This is a genomic window from Micromonospora sp. NBRC 110037, from assembly GCF_001652995.1.
GTDB lineage: Bacteria > Actinomycetota > Actinomycetes > Mycobacteriales > Micromonosporaceae > Micromonospora > Micromonospora chalcea.
Window position 1 is genome coordinate 165,570 of sequence record NZ_BBVA01000005.1, and the last position, 16,681, is coordinate 182,250.

The 16,681-nt window shown below is 73.6% G+C and carries 8 protein-coding genes; 3 read left to right on the forward strand and 5 right to left on the reverse strand.

The window, feature by feature from the left end; translation table 11 throughout:
• From A4R25_RS17085 to A4R25_RS17100, 4 genes are read right to left on the reverse strand one after another with little or no spacing between them, the layout of a single operon-like run.
• A complete protein-coding gene (locus tag A4R25_RS17085; RefSeq protein WP_064447375.1) occupies positions 1-5,772 on the reverse strand; it encodes an SDR family NAD(P)-dependent oxidoreductase in 5,772 nt (1,923 codons plus the stop codon).
• Between the two features lie 32 nt (positions 5,773-5,804).
• Entirely contained in the window at positions 5,805-6,776 is a 972-nt protein-coding gene (locus A4R25_RS17090) for a hypothetical protein (RefSeq protein ID WP_043325264.1), read from the reverse strand.
• Positions 6,773-8,725 (reverse strand): CRTAC1 family protein, encoded by a 1,953-nt coding sequence (locus A4R25_RS17095; RefSeq protein ID WP_064447376.1) that lies wholly within the window; start codon positions 8,723-8,725, stop codon positions 6,773-6,775. The genes A4R25_RS17090 and A4R25_RS17095 overlap by 4 nt, the downstream gene beginning before the upstream one ends.
• 4 nt (positions 8,726-8,729) lie before the next feature.
• Positions 8,730-9,701 (reverse strand): DUF1702 family protein, encoded by a 972-nt coding sequence (locus A4R25_RS17100; RefSeq protein ID WP_064447377.1) that lies wholly within the window; start codon positions 9,699-9,701, stop codon positions 8,730-8,732.
• Between the two features lie 413 nt (positions 9,702-10,114).
• Between A4R25_RS17100 and A4R25_RS17105 the strand changes: the two genes are divergently transcribed.
• The gene (locus tag A4R25_RS17105; protein WP_223201160.1) at positions 10,115-10,921 is read left to right on the forward strand and encodes an AraC family transcriptional regulator; all 807 of its coding nucleotides are present in this window, start codon (positions 10,115-10,117) and stop codon (positions 10,919-10,921) included.
• Positions 10,921-11,898, forward strand: a complete 978-nt coding sequence (add, locus tag A4R25_RS17110) for an adenosine deaminase (RefSeq protein WP_197494922.1) — start codon at positions 10,921-10,923, stop codon at positions 11,896-11,898. The genes A4R25_RS17105 and add overlap by 1 nt, the downstream gene beginning before the upstream one ends.
• Here add and A4R25_RS17115 read toward each other — a convergent pair.
• The gene (locus tag A4R25_RS17115; RefSeq protein WP_064447378.1) at positions 11,889-14,372 is read right to left on the reverse strand and encodes an ATP-dependent Clp protease ATP-binding subunit; all 2,484 of its coding nucleotides are present in this window, start codon (positions 14,370-14,372) and stop codon (positions 11,889-11,891) included. The genes add and A4R25_RS17115 overlap by 10 nt on opposite strands.
• A 372-nt stretch (positions 14,373-14,744) precedes the next feature.
• Here A4R25_RS17115 and A4R25_RS17120 point away from each other — a divergent pair, with 372 nt between their 5' ends.
• A complete protein-coding gene (locus tag A4R25_RS17120; protein WP_231915560.1) occupies positions 14,745-16,646 on the forward strand; it encodes a BTAD domain-containing putative transcriptional regulator in 1,902 nt (633 codons plus the stop codon).
• The last annotated feature ends 35 nt before the right edge of the window (positions 16,647-16,681 follow it).

Genomic DNA, 16,681 nt, shown 5'->3' on the forward strand with positions numbered 1-16,681 from the left:
TCACACCCCCGTCGCGGTGAGGACGGCGACGACCACCGGCTGTGGCTCGCCGGTCAGACGGACCGGGCCGGTGGCCACCGTGACCCGGCCGCTGCGCACCAGCACCCACTCGCCGTCGCCGCCGGCCACCGTCAGCGGGGCGTCCACCGGCAACCCCGCCTTGACCAGGCACTCCTTGGCGCACCAGACCCGGGTGGTGGCGACGTCGGCGTCCTCGCCGAGGTCGGCGGCGATCTGCCCGGCCAGCCCGGCGTGCCGGCCGAGCAGGTCGGCCCACACCTCGGCGGGCCGGGGCCGGACCACCTCCAGGTCGCAGGCAAGCGGCCCGGCGCCGGCCACCAGCAGGCTGGCGACCTCGCTGTGGGCGGCGGAGACGTGCCGGCCGTTGACCTCCTCGGGCCGCCCGTCCGGCCGGTACCGCAGCCGCACCGGCCGTCCCACGGCCCGTCCGACGGCGACGGCGGTGACCTCCCGTCGTGCTCCGCCGGTCCGGTCCGGACGCGGTTCCACCACCACCGCCAGGTCGGCGTCGAGCAGCCGGCCCAGCCGCCGCTCCAGCGCCGGTCCGAGCAGCGCCGGCGGCCACGGCAGGGCGGCCGGGCGGTGGCGCACCGCGCGCAGGCGCAGACCGAGCCAGCGTTCCACCACCGTCCCGGCCGCGCCGAGGACCGTCACGTCGTACCGGTAGGTGTCGTCGCGGTGCTCCCGCTCCACCGCCACGAAGCGGACCTGCTCGGTGGCGGCGAGCTTCGGCCCGGCCGGCTCCACCCGGTCCACGGCGATCGGCAGCAGCGTCGCGTCCGGCACGCAGACCTGGATGCCGTGCAGGAAGGCGTCCCGCGCGCCCGCGTCGCCGAGCAGCAGCCGCTGCGGCAGGAACGCGTGGAACCAGCGCATGTCCTCGGTGGTGGCGACGTCCGCTTCGGCCCGCCGGGACGCGACCCGGTGGTAGCGCACCAGCCGGCGGAACCGGTCGCCCTGGAAGAGCAGGTCACCGTAGAGGTCCCGGCCCGGCTCCAGCGGCACCGGCGGCAGCCCGCCGGTCACGCCCGGCGCCTCCCGGTCGCCCTCGTCCGGCTCGAAGCGGACGGTGCCCCGGAAGTGGTCGGCCGCGAAGCCCGTCTCGTCGCTGCGGATCGCCACCTCCACCACGCCCGCCTCGGCCTGCACCGCGGCGATCCGGACGGTGACGCGCCCGCCGCGGGCCACCACCACGGGCCGGGGGAAGCTGACGCCGGTCAGCACGGGCACGCCGGTGGCGCCGGCGAGCGCGGTGGCCACCTGCGCCATCGCCTCCATGCCGAGCACCGCGGGCAGCAGGAGGTTGCCGTCCAGGTCGTGCTCGGCGAGGTACGGGTCGCTCTCGGCCGACAGGTCCGCCTCGACCACCAGCTCCACGCCGTCGTACTGCACCAGCGGACGTTCCAGGAAGCGCAGCAGCGGCAGCTCCCGCCGCTCGTGGCGCAGCGTGTCCAGCCCGTCGGTGCGGCCGGTGACCACCACCGAGGCGGGCAGCCGGGGCAGCGCCAGCACCTGGCGCAGCAGCCGGACACCCTCGTCCGGCGGGATGGGGGTGATGCCGGCGCGCAGCAGCGACTCGACGGCGGAGAGCCGTTCACCCATGCCGACGCCGGACCAGACCGACCATTCCAGACAGACCGCGCGGCATCCGGTGAAGCGCCGGCCGGCCTCGGCGGTCAGCCGGGCCAGCCAGTCGTTGGCCAGCGCGTAGTGCGCCTCCCCGGGCAGGCCGCCGCGCCCGATCACGCTGCCGAACGTCACCAGCAGCCGCAGCTCGTCCGGCTCGACCGCGGTGAGGACATGCGCCAGGCCGTCCACCTTCGGCGCCAGCGTGGCGCGCAGGGTGTCCGGGTCCAGCGCGCCGAGGGCGGCCGGCCGGTTGACCCCGGCGCCGTGCAGGACCCCGGCGACCGGGCCCAGGTGCGCGCGTACCTGCGCCACCGCGGCGCGTACCGCCTCCGGGTCGGTGACGTCGGCGCGCACGTACCGCAGGCGCACCCCCGCCTCCCGCATCCGGGTCAGGTTCGCGGCCAGCTCCGGGTCCGCGGCCGGGTCGGCCCGGCCGAGCAGGGCCAGCCGCGCCCCGGTGTCCCGGGCCAGGGCGAGCGCGCACTCGGCGGTGATGCCCTTCCCGCCGCCGGTCACCAGCAGGACGTCGTCCGGCCGCAGCGGCGGACCGGCCGGACCCGGGCGTGCCGGGCCGGGCGGCGGCAGCGGCCGCAGCAGGGGGACCCGCCGCCGGCCGTCCGGGCCGAGGTGCGACTCGGCGTACCCGTCGGTGGCCGCCACCTCGCGCACCACCCGGCCCACCAGGTCGTCGGCCGGGGCCGCCTCGACCAGCGTCACGTGCAGACCCGAGCCCTCCAGCCGGGCGGTACGGGCCAGCCCGGCGACGCCCCGGCCGTGCTGGACGACCACCAGGCGGGCACCCGGAGGCTGGGCCACCGCCGCCTGGACGGCGCGCAACGCGAGGTCCAGGTCCACCTCCTCGCCCGGGCAGAGCAGCACGCCGCCGCCGACGCCCGCACCGGCGAGCGCGTCGCGCAGCGCCTCCGCGTACGGGTGCCCGGCCGGCGCGTACCACTGCCAGGCACCCGGGCCGCCGGGGCCGGCGCCGGCCGGCTCCACCGGTTCCTCGACCAGCTCGACTGTGAAACCGCGCACCCACGGGGCGACGCCGTCCACCCGCCGGTCGGCGGGCGGGGCGGCCGGGTCCAGTTCCCGCAGCGCGTCGGCGATCTCCCGCAGCGTGGCGGTGGCGAAGTTCGTCGGCGCCTGCACCGCGGGCAGGCCCAGTTCCCGGGCGGCCTCGTTCACCAGCTGTCCCACGGCGATCGAGCTGAGGTGCAGACCGTCGAGGAGCCGGGTGTCCGCGCCGACGCTCTCGGGCGGCAGCTCCGCGCGGGACGCGGCCAGCCGGCGCAGCACCGCCAGCGGGTCGGCCGCCGGTCCGCCTCCGGCCGGGGCCGTCTCGTCGACGGTCACCGGCCCGCCCGCGGCCTGCGGGGTGGCCCCGGTCGGGGACGCCGCCGCCACGGCCACGGCGGGCGCGGCCTCGCACGGGTTGGCGAAGAAGCGCCGCCGCGCGGCCAGGTCGAGCGGACGGATCGGACGGTCGCTGACCAGCGCGGCGTGGTCCACGGGCGCGCCCAGCGTCCAGAGCGCGCCGACAGTGCCGAGGAACCCGGCGAGCGTCGGCGCGTCCGTGCCGGTGGCGAACACCGGCACGTCGACCAGCTCCCGGGCCATCCGCGCGAGCACCTGGCCGGGACCGACCTCGACCAGCGCGTCCACCCGCCGGCCGGCCTCGGTGACCGCCGCGGCGAAGCGCACCGGCTCGGTGATCTGCCGGCGCAGCAGCGCCGCCAGGTCGGTGCCGGAGGTCAGCTCCGCGCCGGTGACTGTGGAGACCACCGGCCGGCGCGGCGGGGTCAGGCGGACCCCTTCCAGCCAGTCGCCGAACTCGCGGGCGGCCGACGCCATCAGCGGGGAGTGGAACGCGTGCGAGACGGCCAGGTCCGCCCAGTGCACACCGGCGTCGGTGGCCCGCTCGCACACCCGCCGGACCGCGTCGGACGGGCCGGCGACCACCGTCTGCCGCGGCCCGTTGTAGCCGGCCACCACCACCGGTTCGGCGCCGATCAGCCGGGCGGTGACGGTGTCGTCGGCGGCGATGCCGGCCATCGTGCCCGGTTCCCGGCAGCCGGCCATGACCGCGCCGCGCGCCGCGGCGATCCGCAGCAGCGCCTCCGCGTCGACGGTGCCGGCCCAGTGCAGCGCGGTGATCTCGCCGAGGCTGTGCCCGACCGCCACCCGCGCCTCGACGCCCAGTTCGGTGAGCACCCGCAGGCCGGCCAGGGAACCCGCGGCGATACGCGGCTGGGCCACCTCGGTGGCCACCGGGTCCGCGTCGGCCGGCAGCGCCGCCAGGCGGTGCACCTCGCCGGCGGCCGGGAAACGCCGGGCCAGCGCGCCTCCGTCGACGCCGCGGCCGGAGCCCTGGCCGGGGAAGAGGAACCCGAGCCGGGCCGGGCGCAGCGTGCGCCGCAACGCCAGCCCGTCGGCGAACAGCTCCTCCTCGCCCCGGTCGAGCGCCGCCAGGACACGCTCGAACCGGTCCACCGCCTCGGCGGGGGAGGCGGCGACCACCGCCAGCCGCATCGGCCGGCCGCGTACCTCGCCGGCCAGAGCGCCGGCCAGGTCGGTCAGCTCGCCGTACGACAGCCGGGCCAGCGGATCCAGCAGCGCGGCCACCCGTTCCCGCAGCGCCACCGGGTCGGCCGCGTCGAGCAGCAGCAGCTCGGCGTCCTGGGTGTGCCGGGCCAGCCGCAGCTGCTGCCGCCGGACACGTTCCGGCACGGCGGACGGGCCGGCCTCCAGCACCAGGTGGGTGTTGATCCCGCCGAAGCCCATCGCGGTGACCCCGGCGCGCAGCGGCGCCCCGTCCGGCCACGGCTCGGCCACCGGCGCGGCGCGCAGCGTACGGTCCGCGGCGGTCAGCTCCGCGCGGGGACGGGCGCACCCGGCGGTGGGCGGGACGATGGCGTGCCGCAACGCCATGGTCGCCTTGATCAGCCCGGCCACCCCGGCGGCGGCCTTGGTGTGCCCGATGAGCGCCTTGATGGAGCCGATGGCGGCCGGATCGGTGGCCCCGGCGTCGCGCCGGGCGGCGGAGAGGGCACGCAGCTCGGTGGCGTCGCCGACGGCGGTGCCGGTGCCGTGCCCCTCGAAGAGCGGGACCGTGCCGATGCCGAAGCCGGCCCGCTGGTACGCCCGGTCCAGCGCCAGCCGGTAGCCGTGCGCCTCGGGCCGGGTCATCCCGCCGCGCCCGTCGGAGGAGACACCCCAGCCGGCGATCGTCGCGTGCACGACGCGCCCCTGCGCCACCGCGTCGTCGTGACGCATCAGCACGACCATGCCGCAGCCCTCGCCCGGCCAGAAGCCCTGCGACCGCTCGTCGTACACCCGCATCTCGTCGCGGGCCAGCGCGCCGGCCTTGGCGAAGCCGACCATCTCGAACGGGTCGATGGACAGGTCCACCCCGCCCGCCACCGCCACGTCGACCTCGCCGTCGGCCAGGGCGCGCGCGGCGGTGACCACGGACAGCAGGCTGGAGGCGCAGGCGGCGTCCACCGTCCAGCCGCCGCCACCGAGGTCGAAGTGGTTGCAGATCCGCCCGGCGATGGTGTTGGAGAGACCACCGGCGAGCGTGTCCTCGTCGATCGGCGGGAACGGGCTCTTGTACCGCTCCTCGGTCACCGCCAGGAACTCCGCGATCCGCCGGTCGGGCCACCCCTGCTCCTGCAGCCCGGCGGCCAGCACCCGGCGCACGTACGGCCAGCGCAGCCGCAGCACGTTGGCGCGGGAGAACTCGCCGGTGAGGGTGTTGCCGACCACCACGGCGGTACGGTCCCGGGGCAGCCCGGCGCCGTCCGGCCAGCCGGCGTCGGCGAGCGCCTCGCCGGCCACGTCCAGCGCCAGCCAGTGGGTGAGGTCGGTGGAGCGGTAGGTGCTGCCGGCGATCCGGTGCCGGATCCGGTCGAACGTGTACCCCTCGATGACGGCGGCGTGCCGGTTGTAGAAACGGTCCGGGGTGGCCGGGTCGGCGTCCCAGTAGTCCTCCAGGCTCATCCGCTCCGGCGGCAGCCGGCGGAACGCGCGGCGTCCGCTGAGGGCGTTGCGCCACAGGTCGGCCACCGAATCGGCTTCCGGGTAGCGGCAGCTCATGCCGACGACCGCGATTCTGCTCATGTCGTCACTCCTGGGGTTGTGCGATTCGCGGATCAGGCGGGCACGGGCCGCTTGCCGTTGTCCGCGGAGACGGGACCGGCGGTGGCCGGTGTCCCGGGCGTTGCGGGCGAGACGGGTTGGTCCTGCTCGCGGCGCCGCTGCTCGCGGCGCGAGGCGTGCAGCGACCAGAGGAAGGTGCCGCGGACCAGGCAGACGATCGCGGTGGCGAAGAAGAGCCCGTACGTCACCGAGGCGCCGGTCAGCACGCCGTACACCAGCGCCACGCCGCCACCGAACGCGAACTGGGCGGCCGGCCGGCTCGGCGTGGTGCCCGGATCGGTGATCATGTAGTTGGTGAACAGGACGAACGCGGTACCGGTCATGGTGGCCAGCGCGGCCACGATCGACGTGTCCAGCACCAGGCCCCGGACCACCGACTGCACCACGAAGATCGACAGCCAGCCGGCGATCAGCCACATCCGGCGGGTGAGCTTCGCGTTGAGCATCGTGCCGAGGACGAGGATCACGGCCACGATCGCCCAGTCGGCGGGGCCGGAGAGGTTCTCGGTGAAGTGGTACGGCGGCGCGATGGAAACCCACGGGAACAGCAGCAGCACGATCGCGATGCCGAAGTTCGACGGGTTCATGAAGTGCCGCAGCCGCCCGTTGACCGGCGCCCGCAGCAGCCACTTGCCGCTGATCGCCACCAGCACGCCGAAGAGCATCACCAGCACCCGGTCGTTGGTGTAGAGCAGCATGTTCACCGCCAGCGCGGTGATGTGCGCGGGGAAGAGGAACTCGACCAGGTTGCGCACGCCGCCGGCGTACCGGGGGGCGCGGCCCTCACCCCGGGCGCCCACTGCCTCCAGCAGCAGCTCGGCGGCGTACGCGGTGAGCACGGCGTACACCGGCCAGAGCGCGGGCTGCTCGAAGCCGAGGACCGTGTAGCCGAGGATGTTGAGGACGGTGATCGAGATCGCGAAGCGGCGCAGCGCTGTCACTCGCGGGTCGCGTGGCTTCGTCATGAACTCGCCTCCTGTGCCTGGGTGCCGAGGGTGAGCGCGTGCCGGCCGGGGGCGAGCGTCACCGTCTGCGCGCGTGGCGCGCCGGTGCGGTCCCGCCAGGCCAGGTCGACCTGGACCGGCCCGGTGACGTCGCCGAGGCCGATGTGCACCTCGAAGCTGCGCCGGCCGGAGTGGCCGCTGCCGCCGTCGACCCGGCCGCGCAGCACACGACCGTCCGGGGTGCGGACGGTGACGTCCGCGCCGATCACCGGGGAGCCGGTGGCGGCGTCGCCGGCCGGCGGCCGGTTCAGCTTCAGGGACAGCTGCGATCCGGTGCCGGGGCTGTCGTTGCGGTAGAACACCGGCGCGTCCCACTGCCGGGCCACCGCCATGTCCAGCCGGCCGTCGCCGTCGGCGTCGCCGAGCGCGATGCCCCGGGTCGGGATGGGCACCGCCAGGCCGAGCTGGCCGGCGATGTCGGCGTAGGCGCCGCCGGGCATCCGGGCGTGCAGGCGCAGCGGCTGCCCGCCGGCGATGTCGTCGCCCTGCCGGACCCGTGGCCACGCCGAGGTGTGCTCCAGCAGCGTGTCGTTGGCGGTGGCCAGCTCCTGCAGCTGCGCCCACCGGTTCACCTCGCCCTTGACGAAGCCGCTGGTCTGCACGATGTCGGGCCGGCCGCTGTTGGTCAGGTCGGCGATCTTGACGTCCCAGCTCCAGCCGCTCCAGGCGAGGTTGAGCGGGGCGCTGCGGTCGACGAACGGCGCCCGCCCGTCGGCGAGCCGCTGCCGCAGGTCATCGGTGTCCCGGGCCTGGTTGACGAAGGCGAAGTTGCTCTCCTGGATGCCGAACGAGGTGGTGATGTTGCCGACGTACATGTCGTAGAGGCCGTCGCCGTCCAGGTCGCCGACGTCCACGCCCATGCCCTTGAAGGAGTCGTGCCCGAGGATCTTCGACTTGGGCACGGTGAGCCGGCTGCCCTCGCCCTCGACCAGGGCCAGCCGCACCCGGCCCGGCGTGGAGCGGTTGTGCAGCAGTCGGTCGGGGCCGAAGTCGTTCGCCACGTACAGCTCGGGCAGCAGGTCGCCGTCGAGGTCGGTGGCGGTCGACGCGAGTGCCCAGCCACGGGAGACGTCGTCGTCGAAGAGGTCCGGCACGTCGGCGAAGGTGACGCTGTCGGCGGTCGCGCCGGTCCAGCGCAGGACATGGTCGCGCCCGCCGTTGTACGCGGCCGACATGGACCTGTTCATCGCCACGCCGCCGCTGACCGTGTGGTCGAGCACCGGGCCGTCGGGGAAGTAGTTGCCGACGAACACGTCCTCGTGACCGTCGCCGTCGAAGTCCGCCACGCTCACCGTGTTGGTGTTCCACCGCGGCCCGGTGTAGCCGCCGTCGGCGGCGGCGGGCCGGGGGACCAGCTCGACCGGCTGGAACGCCGCCGCGGACAGACCGGTGGCGTCCGGGCGGGCCAGGAAGATCACCGGTGTCCGGCCCCACCAGTAGACCAGCAGGTCGGTGCGGCCGTCCTCGTTGAAGTCGCCGGGCGCGCAGCCCATCGGCGCCATGTGCGGCCCCATCGGCAGCGGCGCCGGGTCGAGCACGAACGGCTGGTACCGCTCCTGGCGCGCCCCGGGCGTCGGCGTGACCACCACCCGGTCGATCCGCGGGTCGGTGACGCAGAGGTCGTTGGCCAGGCCGTCGCCGTCGATGTCGTTCATGGCGACCCCGGCGCCCACCGACGAGATCCACGCGTCGATGTGCGTGTACTCCTTGTTGACCCGGCGGATGCTTTGCTGCGGCAGGCCACCCGGGATCGCGATGGACAGCGGCGTGAACCGGTAGCCCGCGGCCACCCGTCGCCGTTCCTCGTCGGTAGCAGTGGCCGGCTCGGCGATCAGGAACAGGCCGACGATCAGCAGCAGGGCGGTCAGCCCGGCGAGATGACGTCGGCCCCAACCCAGGATCATGGACACCCGGTCAGCACCTCCCCAGCAGTACGAGATGGTCGGCGATCCGCTGACGCCACACCGCGAAGGCGGGCAGCGACGCCGAGTCGGTCAGATCGGTCAGGGCGGCATCGGTGATCGCGGCGGCCTGCTCGATGCTGGTGACGCAGAACGCGCCGACCGCGACAGCGGTGTGCGTCGGCACGTGTCCGGCCCGCATCCGGGCCTTGGCCGCGAACGCGGCGCCCTGGCCGAGCGCCGCCCGGTGCTCGCCGGCCGCCTCGCGCAGCGTTCGCAGTTCCGTCAGATCGGCGCCACCGGCGTAGCTGGCGGCCAGGCCGACCCCGCTCCACAGGTCGGAGTGCCGGTCGGCGGGGAACCGGTGGAGCAGCCGGACCAGTTCGGCCGGGTCGGCGCCGGCGACGAACCACAGCGCCCGGCCGATGCCCTGGTCCACCGCGTGCGGCGCGTAGTGCCGCAGCTCCGCCGGCCAGATGTGCGCCGGGTCGCGGTGCCGTGCGTGGACGTACCGGCCGGTGTGGAAGTAGGCCTGGTGGAAGCCGTAGCCGTCGAGAGCGAGCCAGCGCAGCAGCGGGTCGGGCGGGAGGATGGCCGGCCGGCGCCAGCGGGGCAGCCGGGCCATGGCCCAGCCGGCGCCCACGTGGGCCATGTAGACGTGCGCGTCGCCGCGCCCGGCCAGGAACCGCGCCATGCCCCGGCCGCCGCCGGGGCGGAGGCCGTCCATCAGGGCGTACGCCATCGCGGCGCCCTCGTAGGCGAAGCCGCGCAGCGGCGCCGGCCGGCTTTCCAGCAGTTCCTCGGCGGCCCGGGGCTCCGGCGCCCCGGCGGCGTCACCGAAACCGCCGATGAAACTCTGCCCGGCGCTTTCCAGGGCCTGCCGCGCGGCGTCGTTCTTGACATGGAAGCCGCGTGTGTCAAACAACGCCTCGCGCTTATCCGGCGTCAGGATTCGTTGTCGCAGTGCCAACAATATTCGGGCCATGGCAAGTCCAATTCGCCGTGGGTGTACGCGTGCGGATCCTGCTCGCCTGCAGAGAAGTTCTTCGATTGGCGTGCCCGCTCTGGCCAATACTCGCGGAACGCCTCGGCGACTGTCTTCTCGCAGGTTGCTGTGTTGCCTCAGGTGACCGTCGGCACCGCTTCGGCGGGCGCGCGAAGCCGGGTGCGCGCAAGCCTGGAAGTGGGTCCCGCACCGGCTCCGGCCAGCACGTATCGCCCGCCGCCGAGGACGCCCGAGCGGCCCGCGTGCGGCAAATCAAGACTCGTTCAAGAGCCGCACAGCACTATTGGTCACGGTTTCCGGGTAGCGATGGAGGGGCCATGGGGCAGTTTTCAGGTGCCGACTGCAAGGAACATGACGGCCGGTCGGCCGCCATTGTCCGGGTGATTGAGCACATGAAAAGAGAGCTCGGCAGGCCGTTGCCGCTGGAAACGCTGGCGCGCCTTGCCCCGTTCAGCCCCTTCTATTTCCATCGCGTGTTCAAGCAGGCCACCTCGATGACACCGGCACGTTTCCTGGCCGCCCTGCGGATGGCCGAGGCGCGACGGCTGCTGCTGCGTTCCTCGCTCACCGTCACGGCGATCAGCGCCCAGGTCGGGTACTCCAGCGTCGGCACGTTCACCACCCAGTTCCGGCGCTGGGTGAGTTTGCCCCCGGAGCGGTTCCGCCAGCTCGCCCGGCAGTTGGCGGGCGTGTCGGTGGCGGCGCTGCTGCCGGTGATCCGCAGCCGCGCGATAGTCGCCGGCCAGGGCCCCCGGGCGCTGATGCACCTCGACACCGTGGACCTGCCGGGGCTGCTGCTCGCCGCGGTGGCGCCCCACGACGGGGGGCGCAACGAATGGTGGACGGCCGCGCCTCGCCCGCTGCCGGCCGCGCTGCCCGCCACCGTGCCGCCGGGCGAGCACCGCGCCCGGGTCCTGCTGCTGCGCCCGGACCGGGACGCCACCTCGGCGCTCGTCGACGGCGCGCCGGACAGCTTCCTGATCGGCGACGCGGACCTGCGGATACCGGCCGAGACGGGCAGCGCCCAGCGCATCACCGTCGCGCGGGCCACGCTCACGGTGCCGGTGCGGCAGGTGCGGGTCACCGATCCGCCGTTGCTCTCCGCCACGCCGCTGCGCTGGCTGCTGGGCGTGTCGCAGGCCGGCTGGCGGGGGCGGACGCCGGTGATGGCCGAGCGGCGCGCGCTCCGAACCGCCTGATGGCCGTGCCGGCCCCGAAGATCGAGCTGCACGTCCACTTCGAAGGGACGGTGCGGCCGGAGACGCTCCTGGTCATCGCCCGCCGCAACGGTCAGCGGCTGCCCGCGGAGACGGTCGAGGGTCTGCGTCAGCTCTACGAGTTCACCGACTTCGACCACTTCGTCCGCACCTGGGTGTTGACCACCAACTGCCTGCGTACGGCCGACGACTTCCGGCGCATCGTGGTGGCGTACGCCGCCGAGGCGGCCACGCACGGCGCTGTCTACCTGGAGGGCATCTTCTCGCCGGCCGAGCGGGTGCGCCGGGGCGTCGGCTGGGCGGACATCTTCGAGGGGTACGCCGACGGCGCGGCCGAGGCGTACGAGCGGCACGGCGTACGGGTGCTGTTGACGCCCGACGTGGACCGCGAGCTGGCGCCGGCCGACGCCGAGGAGTGCGCCCGCCAGGCCGTGCGGTACCGGGACCGGGGCGTGGTCGGGTTCGGTCTGGGCGGGCCGGAGCTGGCCGCGCCGGCGAAGGCGTTCGCCCGGGCGGTGGCGATCGCCCGCGACGGCGGTCTGGCGTTCGTCCCGCACGGCGGCGAGGCGGGCGGGCCGGATTCGGTACGCGACCTGCTGGAGCTGGCTCCGGCCCGGATCCGTCACGGCATCCGGGCCGCCGAGGACGACGACCTGCTCGCCGAGCTGCGGGACCGGGGTGTGGTGCTGGACGTGTGCCCCACGTCGAACCTGCGGACCCGGGTGGTGGAGTCCGAGGCCGCGCATCCGTTGCCCCGCCTCGTCGCCGCCGGTCTGCGCTGCTCGGTCGGGACCGACGACCCGGCGATGTTCGGTACCGATCTGGGCCGTGAGCACGAGTTGGCGGCGCGTCTCGGGCTCGGGCCCGAGCGGGCGTACGCCGCCGGGGTGGCCGGGGCGCTCTGCGACGACGCGACGCGTGATCATCTGATGGCGGTGGGCCGGCGGGCCTACGGCTGACCCGTCGGCACCGGCTTGCCGGCCCGGAAGACGAGTGTGGACGTGTCGGTGTCGTCGGGGTCGCCTTCGCAGTCCACGACCACGATCTGACCGGGGGGCAGTTCGTTGAACAGGATCCGTTCGGACAGGTTGTCTTCGATGTCGCGTTGGATCGTGCGGCGCAGTGGCCGCGCGCCGAGGACGGGGTCGAAGCCCTTCTTCGCGAGGTACTTCTTGGCGTTGTCGGTCAGCTCCAGACCCATGTCCTTGTTCCGCAGCTGGGTCTCGATCCGGGCGATCATGATGTCGACGATCGACAGGATCTCGTTCTGACGCAGCTGGTGGAAGACGATGGTGTCGTCGATCCGGTTGAGGAACTCGGGCCGGAAGTGCTGCTTGAGCTCGTCGTTGACCTTCTGCTTCATCCGGTCGTAGTTCGACTCGGAGTCCTCAGAGGCCTGGAAGCCCAGCGACACCGCCTTGGCGACGTCGCGCGTACCGAGGTTGGTGGTCAGGATGATGACCGTGTTCTTGAAGTCCACGATCCGGCCCTGACCGTCGGTGAGACGCCCGTCCTCCAGGATCTGCAGGAGCGTGTTGAACACGTCCGGGTGGGCCTTCTCGATCTCGTCGAAGAGGACCACGGAGAACGGCCGGCGACGCACCTTCTCGGTCAGCTGCCCACCCTCGTCGTAGCCGACGTAGCCGGGAGGGGCACCGACGAGCCGGGACACGGTGTACCGGTCGTGGAACTCCGACATGTCCAGCTGGATCAGCGCGTCCTCGGACCCGAACAGGAACTCCGCCAGGGCCTTGGACAGCTCGGTCTTACCGACGCCGGACGGGCCGGCGAAGATGAACGAGCCGGACGGGCGCTTCGGGTCCTTCAACCCGGCCCGGGTACGGCGGATCGCCTTCGAGACCGCCTTGACCGCGTCTTCCTGGCCGATGACGCGCTTGTGCAGCTCGTCTTCCATGCGCAGCAGCCGGGAGGTTTCCTCCTCGGTCAGCTTGTAGACCGGGATGCCGGTCCAGTTGCCGAGGACCTCGGCGATCTGCTCGTCGTCGACCTCGCTGACGACGTCCAGGTCACCGGCCTTCCACTCCTTCTCCCGCTGCGCCTTCTGCCCGAGCAGCTGCTTCTCGGTGTCCCGCAGCTGCGCGGCCCGCTCGAAGTCCTGCGCGTCGATCGCGGACTCCTTGTCGCGGCGCACCTGCGCGATGCGCTCGTCGAAGTCGCGCAGGTCCGGCGGCGCGGTCATCCGACGGATCCGCATCCGGGCGCCGGCCTCGTCGATCAGGTCGATCGCCTTGTCCGGCAGGAACCGGTCGGAGATGTACCGGTCGGCGAGCGTCGCGGCGGCGACCAGGGCGGCGTCGGTGATGGAGACGCGGTGGTGCGCCTCGTAGCGGTCCCGCAGGCCCTTCAAAATCTCGATGGTGTGGGCCAGCGACGGCTCACCCACCTGGATCGGCTGGAAACGACGCTCCAGAGCGGCGTCCTTCTCCAGGTGCTTGCGGTACTCATCCAGCGTGGTGGCGCCGATGGTCTGCAGCTCACCCCGGGCCAGCATCGGCTTGAGGATGCTGGCGGCGTCGATCGCGCCCTCGGCCGCGCCCGCACCGACGAGCGTGTGGATCTCGTCGATGAACAGGATGATGTCACCGCGGGTGCGGATCTCCTTGAGCACCTTCTTCAGACGCTCCTCAAAGTCACCGCGGTAGCGCGAACCGGCCACCAGCGCGCCGAGGTCGAGCGTGTAGAGCTGCTTGTCCTTCAGCGTCTCCGGCACCTCACCCTTGATGATCTTCTGGGACAGGCCCTCCACCACGGCGGTCTTGCCGACGCCGGGCTCACCGATCAGCACCGGGTTGTTCTTCGTGCGGCGGGACAGCACCTGCATGACCCGCTCGATCTCCTTCTCCCGCCCGATCACCGGGTCGAGCTTGCCCTCCCGGGCGGCCTGGGTCAGGTTCCGGCCGAACTGGTCCAGCACCAGGCTGGTCGACGGCGCGGCCTCACCCGGCGCGGCACCGGCGGCGGCCGGCTCCTTGCCCTGGTAGCCGGAGAGCAGCTGGATGACCTGCTGACGCACCCGGTTCAGGTCCGCGCCCAGCTTCACCAGGACCTGCGCGGCGACGCCCTCACCCTCGCGGATCAGGCCCAACAGGATGTGCTCGGTGCCGATGTAGTTGTGGCCCAGCTGCAACGCCTCACGCAGCGACAGCTCCAGCACCTTCTTCGCCCGCGGCGTGAACGGAATGTGCCCGCTCGGCGCCTGCTGACCCTGGCCGATGATCTCCTCGACCTGCTGACGCACACCCTCCAGGGAGATGCCCAGACTCTCCAGAGCCTTCGCCGCGACACCCTCACCCTCATGGATCAGGCCCAACAGGATGTGCTCCGTACCGATGTAGTTGTGGTTGAGCATCCGGGCCTCTTCCTGGGCCAGGACGACAACCCGTCGCGCTCGGTCGGTGAACCGCTCGAACATGCCCTCGTGCTCCTCACCTGAGTCATCCGGCCACCAGAATACTAAGATTTCATATAGCATTCTGTCTATCCTGGATGCGCGACACGGGCCTCCAGGTGGGCGGCATCCCTTTCAGGGTGGGCCTTCGTCGGAACCGGGTCACGCAACCCGGCACGGCCCGCAACTTCTATCAATAGCTTCGCCATATGAAAAAGAACTCCCCGCCGTCGTCGTTCCGCCCGGCGGCCTTTACGCACGTCCCGGGCGGTGATCACGCTGCTCGGGCGGGTTGGCGGCCTGGCCTGCCGAGTTTCCTGAGCAATAGCTGAGTGTGGCGACGTGGTAACCGGATGTGCCAGTCTCGGGCTCACGCTGAGCCTGGGGGGATAGATGATGGAGAGTCGCGCCTGTTACCGGGTCGACCTGTTGGGTCCGCTGCGCGTGCGGCGGAAGGGGCATCCGGTGGAGCCCGGACCGGCCAAGCAGCGGGCGGTGCTCTCGCTTCTGGCGTTACGCCTGGGCGACAGCGTCCCGGTGAGCGAGGTGGAGGAGGCGGTCTGGGGCGGCGTAGTCCCGCCGAGCGCCCGGTCGCTCGTGCACACGTACGTGGCCCGGCTGCGCCAGGTCCTCGAACCGGAGCATCCGCCGCGGCGCCGGGTACGGGTCATCGCCTCGACCGTCACCGGGTACTCGCTGCGCGCCGAGACCGTCGAGACGGACGTCGCGCGGTTCCGCCGCTGTGTCGCCGAGGCCGAGAAGCGGATCGGCGAGGGCTGCCGTGAGGAGGCGTTCCACCTGCTCGGGCAGGCGCTGGACCTGTGGCGCAGCCCGACCCTCGGTGAGCTGCGTTCGCTGCTGCACGACAACATCGAGGTGGAGGCCCTGGGTGCGGCCTGGGTGGCGACCTCGCACAGCTACGTCGGTCTGGGGCTGCGGCTGGGACGCGCCGCGGCGGTGCTCGACACCGCCACCCGGCTGGCCCGGCTGGAACCCCTGCACGAGGCGATCCAGGCCGACTATCTGGCCGTGCTCGGCAGCAGCGGGCACCGGACCGTGGCCCTGCACCGGTACGCCGACATCACCGAGCGGCTCCGTACCGAACTGGGCGTCGACCCGGGGGAGGAACTGCGGGCGGTGCACCGGGCGCTGGTGCGCCCGGCCGGCCGTCCACCGGTGCCCCGGCCGGCGCCGGCGGTGCCGGCCGCAAGGCGCAGGCCCGGCTGCGGGCCGATCTCCGGGCCGCTGCACTGGCGGGCCGGGGACATCGCCGACCTGGCGGCCCTGCTGGCGAAGTACCGCGCGGTGACCGTCACCGGCGCGCCCGGCTGTGGCAAGTCGGCGGTGACCCTGCGCGCCGCCCACCAGGCCGCCCGTGTCTTCACCGGCGGGGTCCTGACGGTGGACACGCTCGATCTCAGTGACCGGCGGCAGCTGGAACGCCGGCTGGCCCGGATGCTCGGGGGCAACGGCGCCGAGGATCCGGTCGAACTGCTGCGCGACCAGCCGACACTCGTGGTGCTGGACAACGCCGAGCACCTGGTCGACGCGTGTGCGGTGGTCGCCGACCGGCTGTTGCTGGCGTGCCCGGACGTGGCGGTGCTGACCGGCTCGCGTCAGCCGCTCGGGCTGCCGTACGAGCGGGTCCAGCGCCTGCATCCGCTCCCGGTGCCGCAGCCGGGCGGATGGCCGTCGGTCCTGTCCAATCCGGCGGTCGCGCTGCTCGCCGAACGGGCGGCCCAGGCCCGCCCCGGGTTCCGCCTCGACCGGCGGGACGCGGAGGTCGCGGTGGAGATCTGCCGCCGGCTCGACGGCCTGCCGCTGGCCCTGGAGATGGCGGCGGCGTGCCTGGCCACCGAGAGTCTGGACGGGGTGCTGCGCAAGCTGGAGGGACCGCTGGACGGACTGCGCCCGCCCGCCGCCGGACCGGAGTCACGCCACACGTCGCTGCGGGCGATGCTCGACCGTAGCGTCCAGCGCCTCGACGTGGCCGAGCGTTGTCTGTTCCAGCGCGTCGCGTTGCTGCCGGGGGTGTTCGACCTGGCGGCCGCCCAGCGGTTCTGGCGGCCCCATCCGTCCGGGCCCACGGACGTGCGGGTGGTGCTCGCCGCCCTGGTGGACAAGTCCCTGGTGATGCCGGTCGGGACGACCGGCGGCCGGTACCGGATGCTCGGCCTGCTGCGCCGGCTGGCGCTGGAGACGGGTACCCCGGGGGCCGTGACGAGTCCCGCCGCCGAACTGCCCCTGCCGCTGCCCCGGCCGTTGCTGCCGGCCGGCGCGGCGGCCGTGCCGGACTGACCGGCGGCCGCCGCGACGGCCCGCTCCCCGCCGGG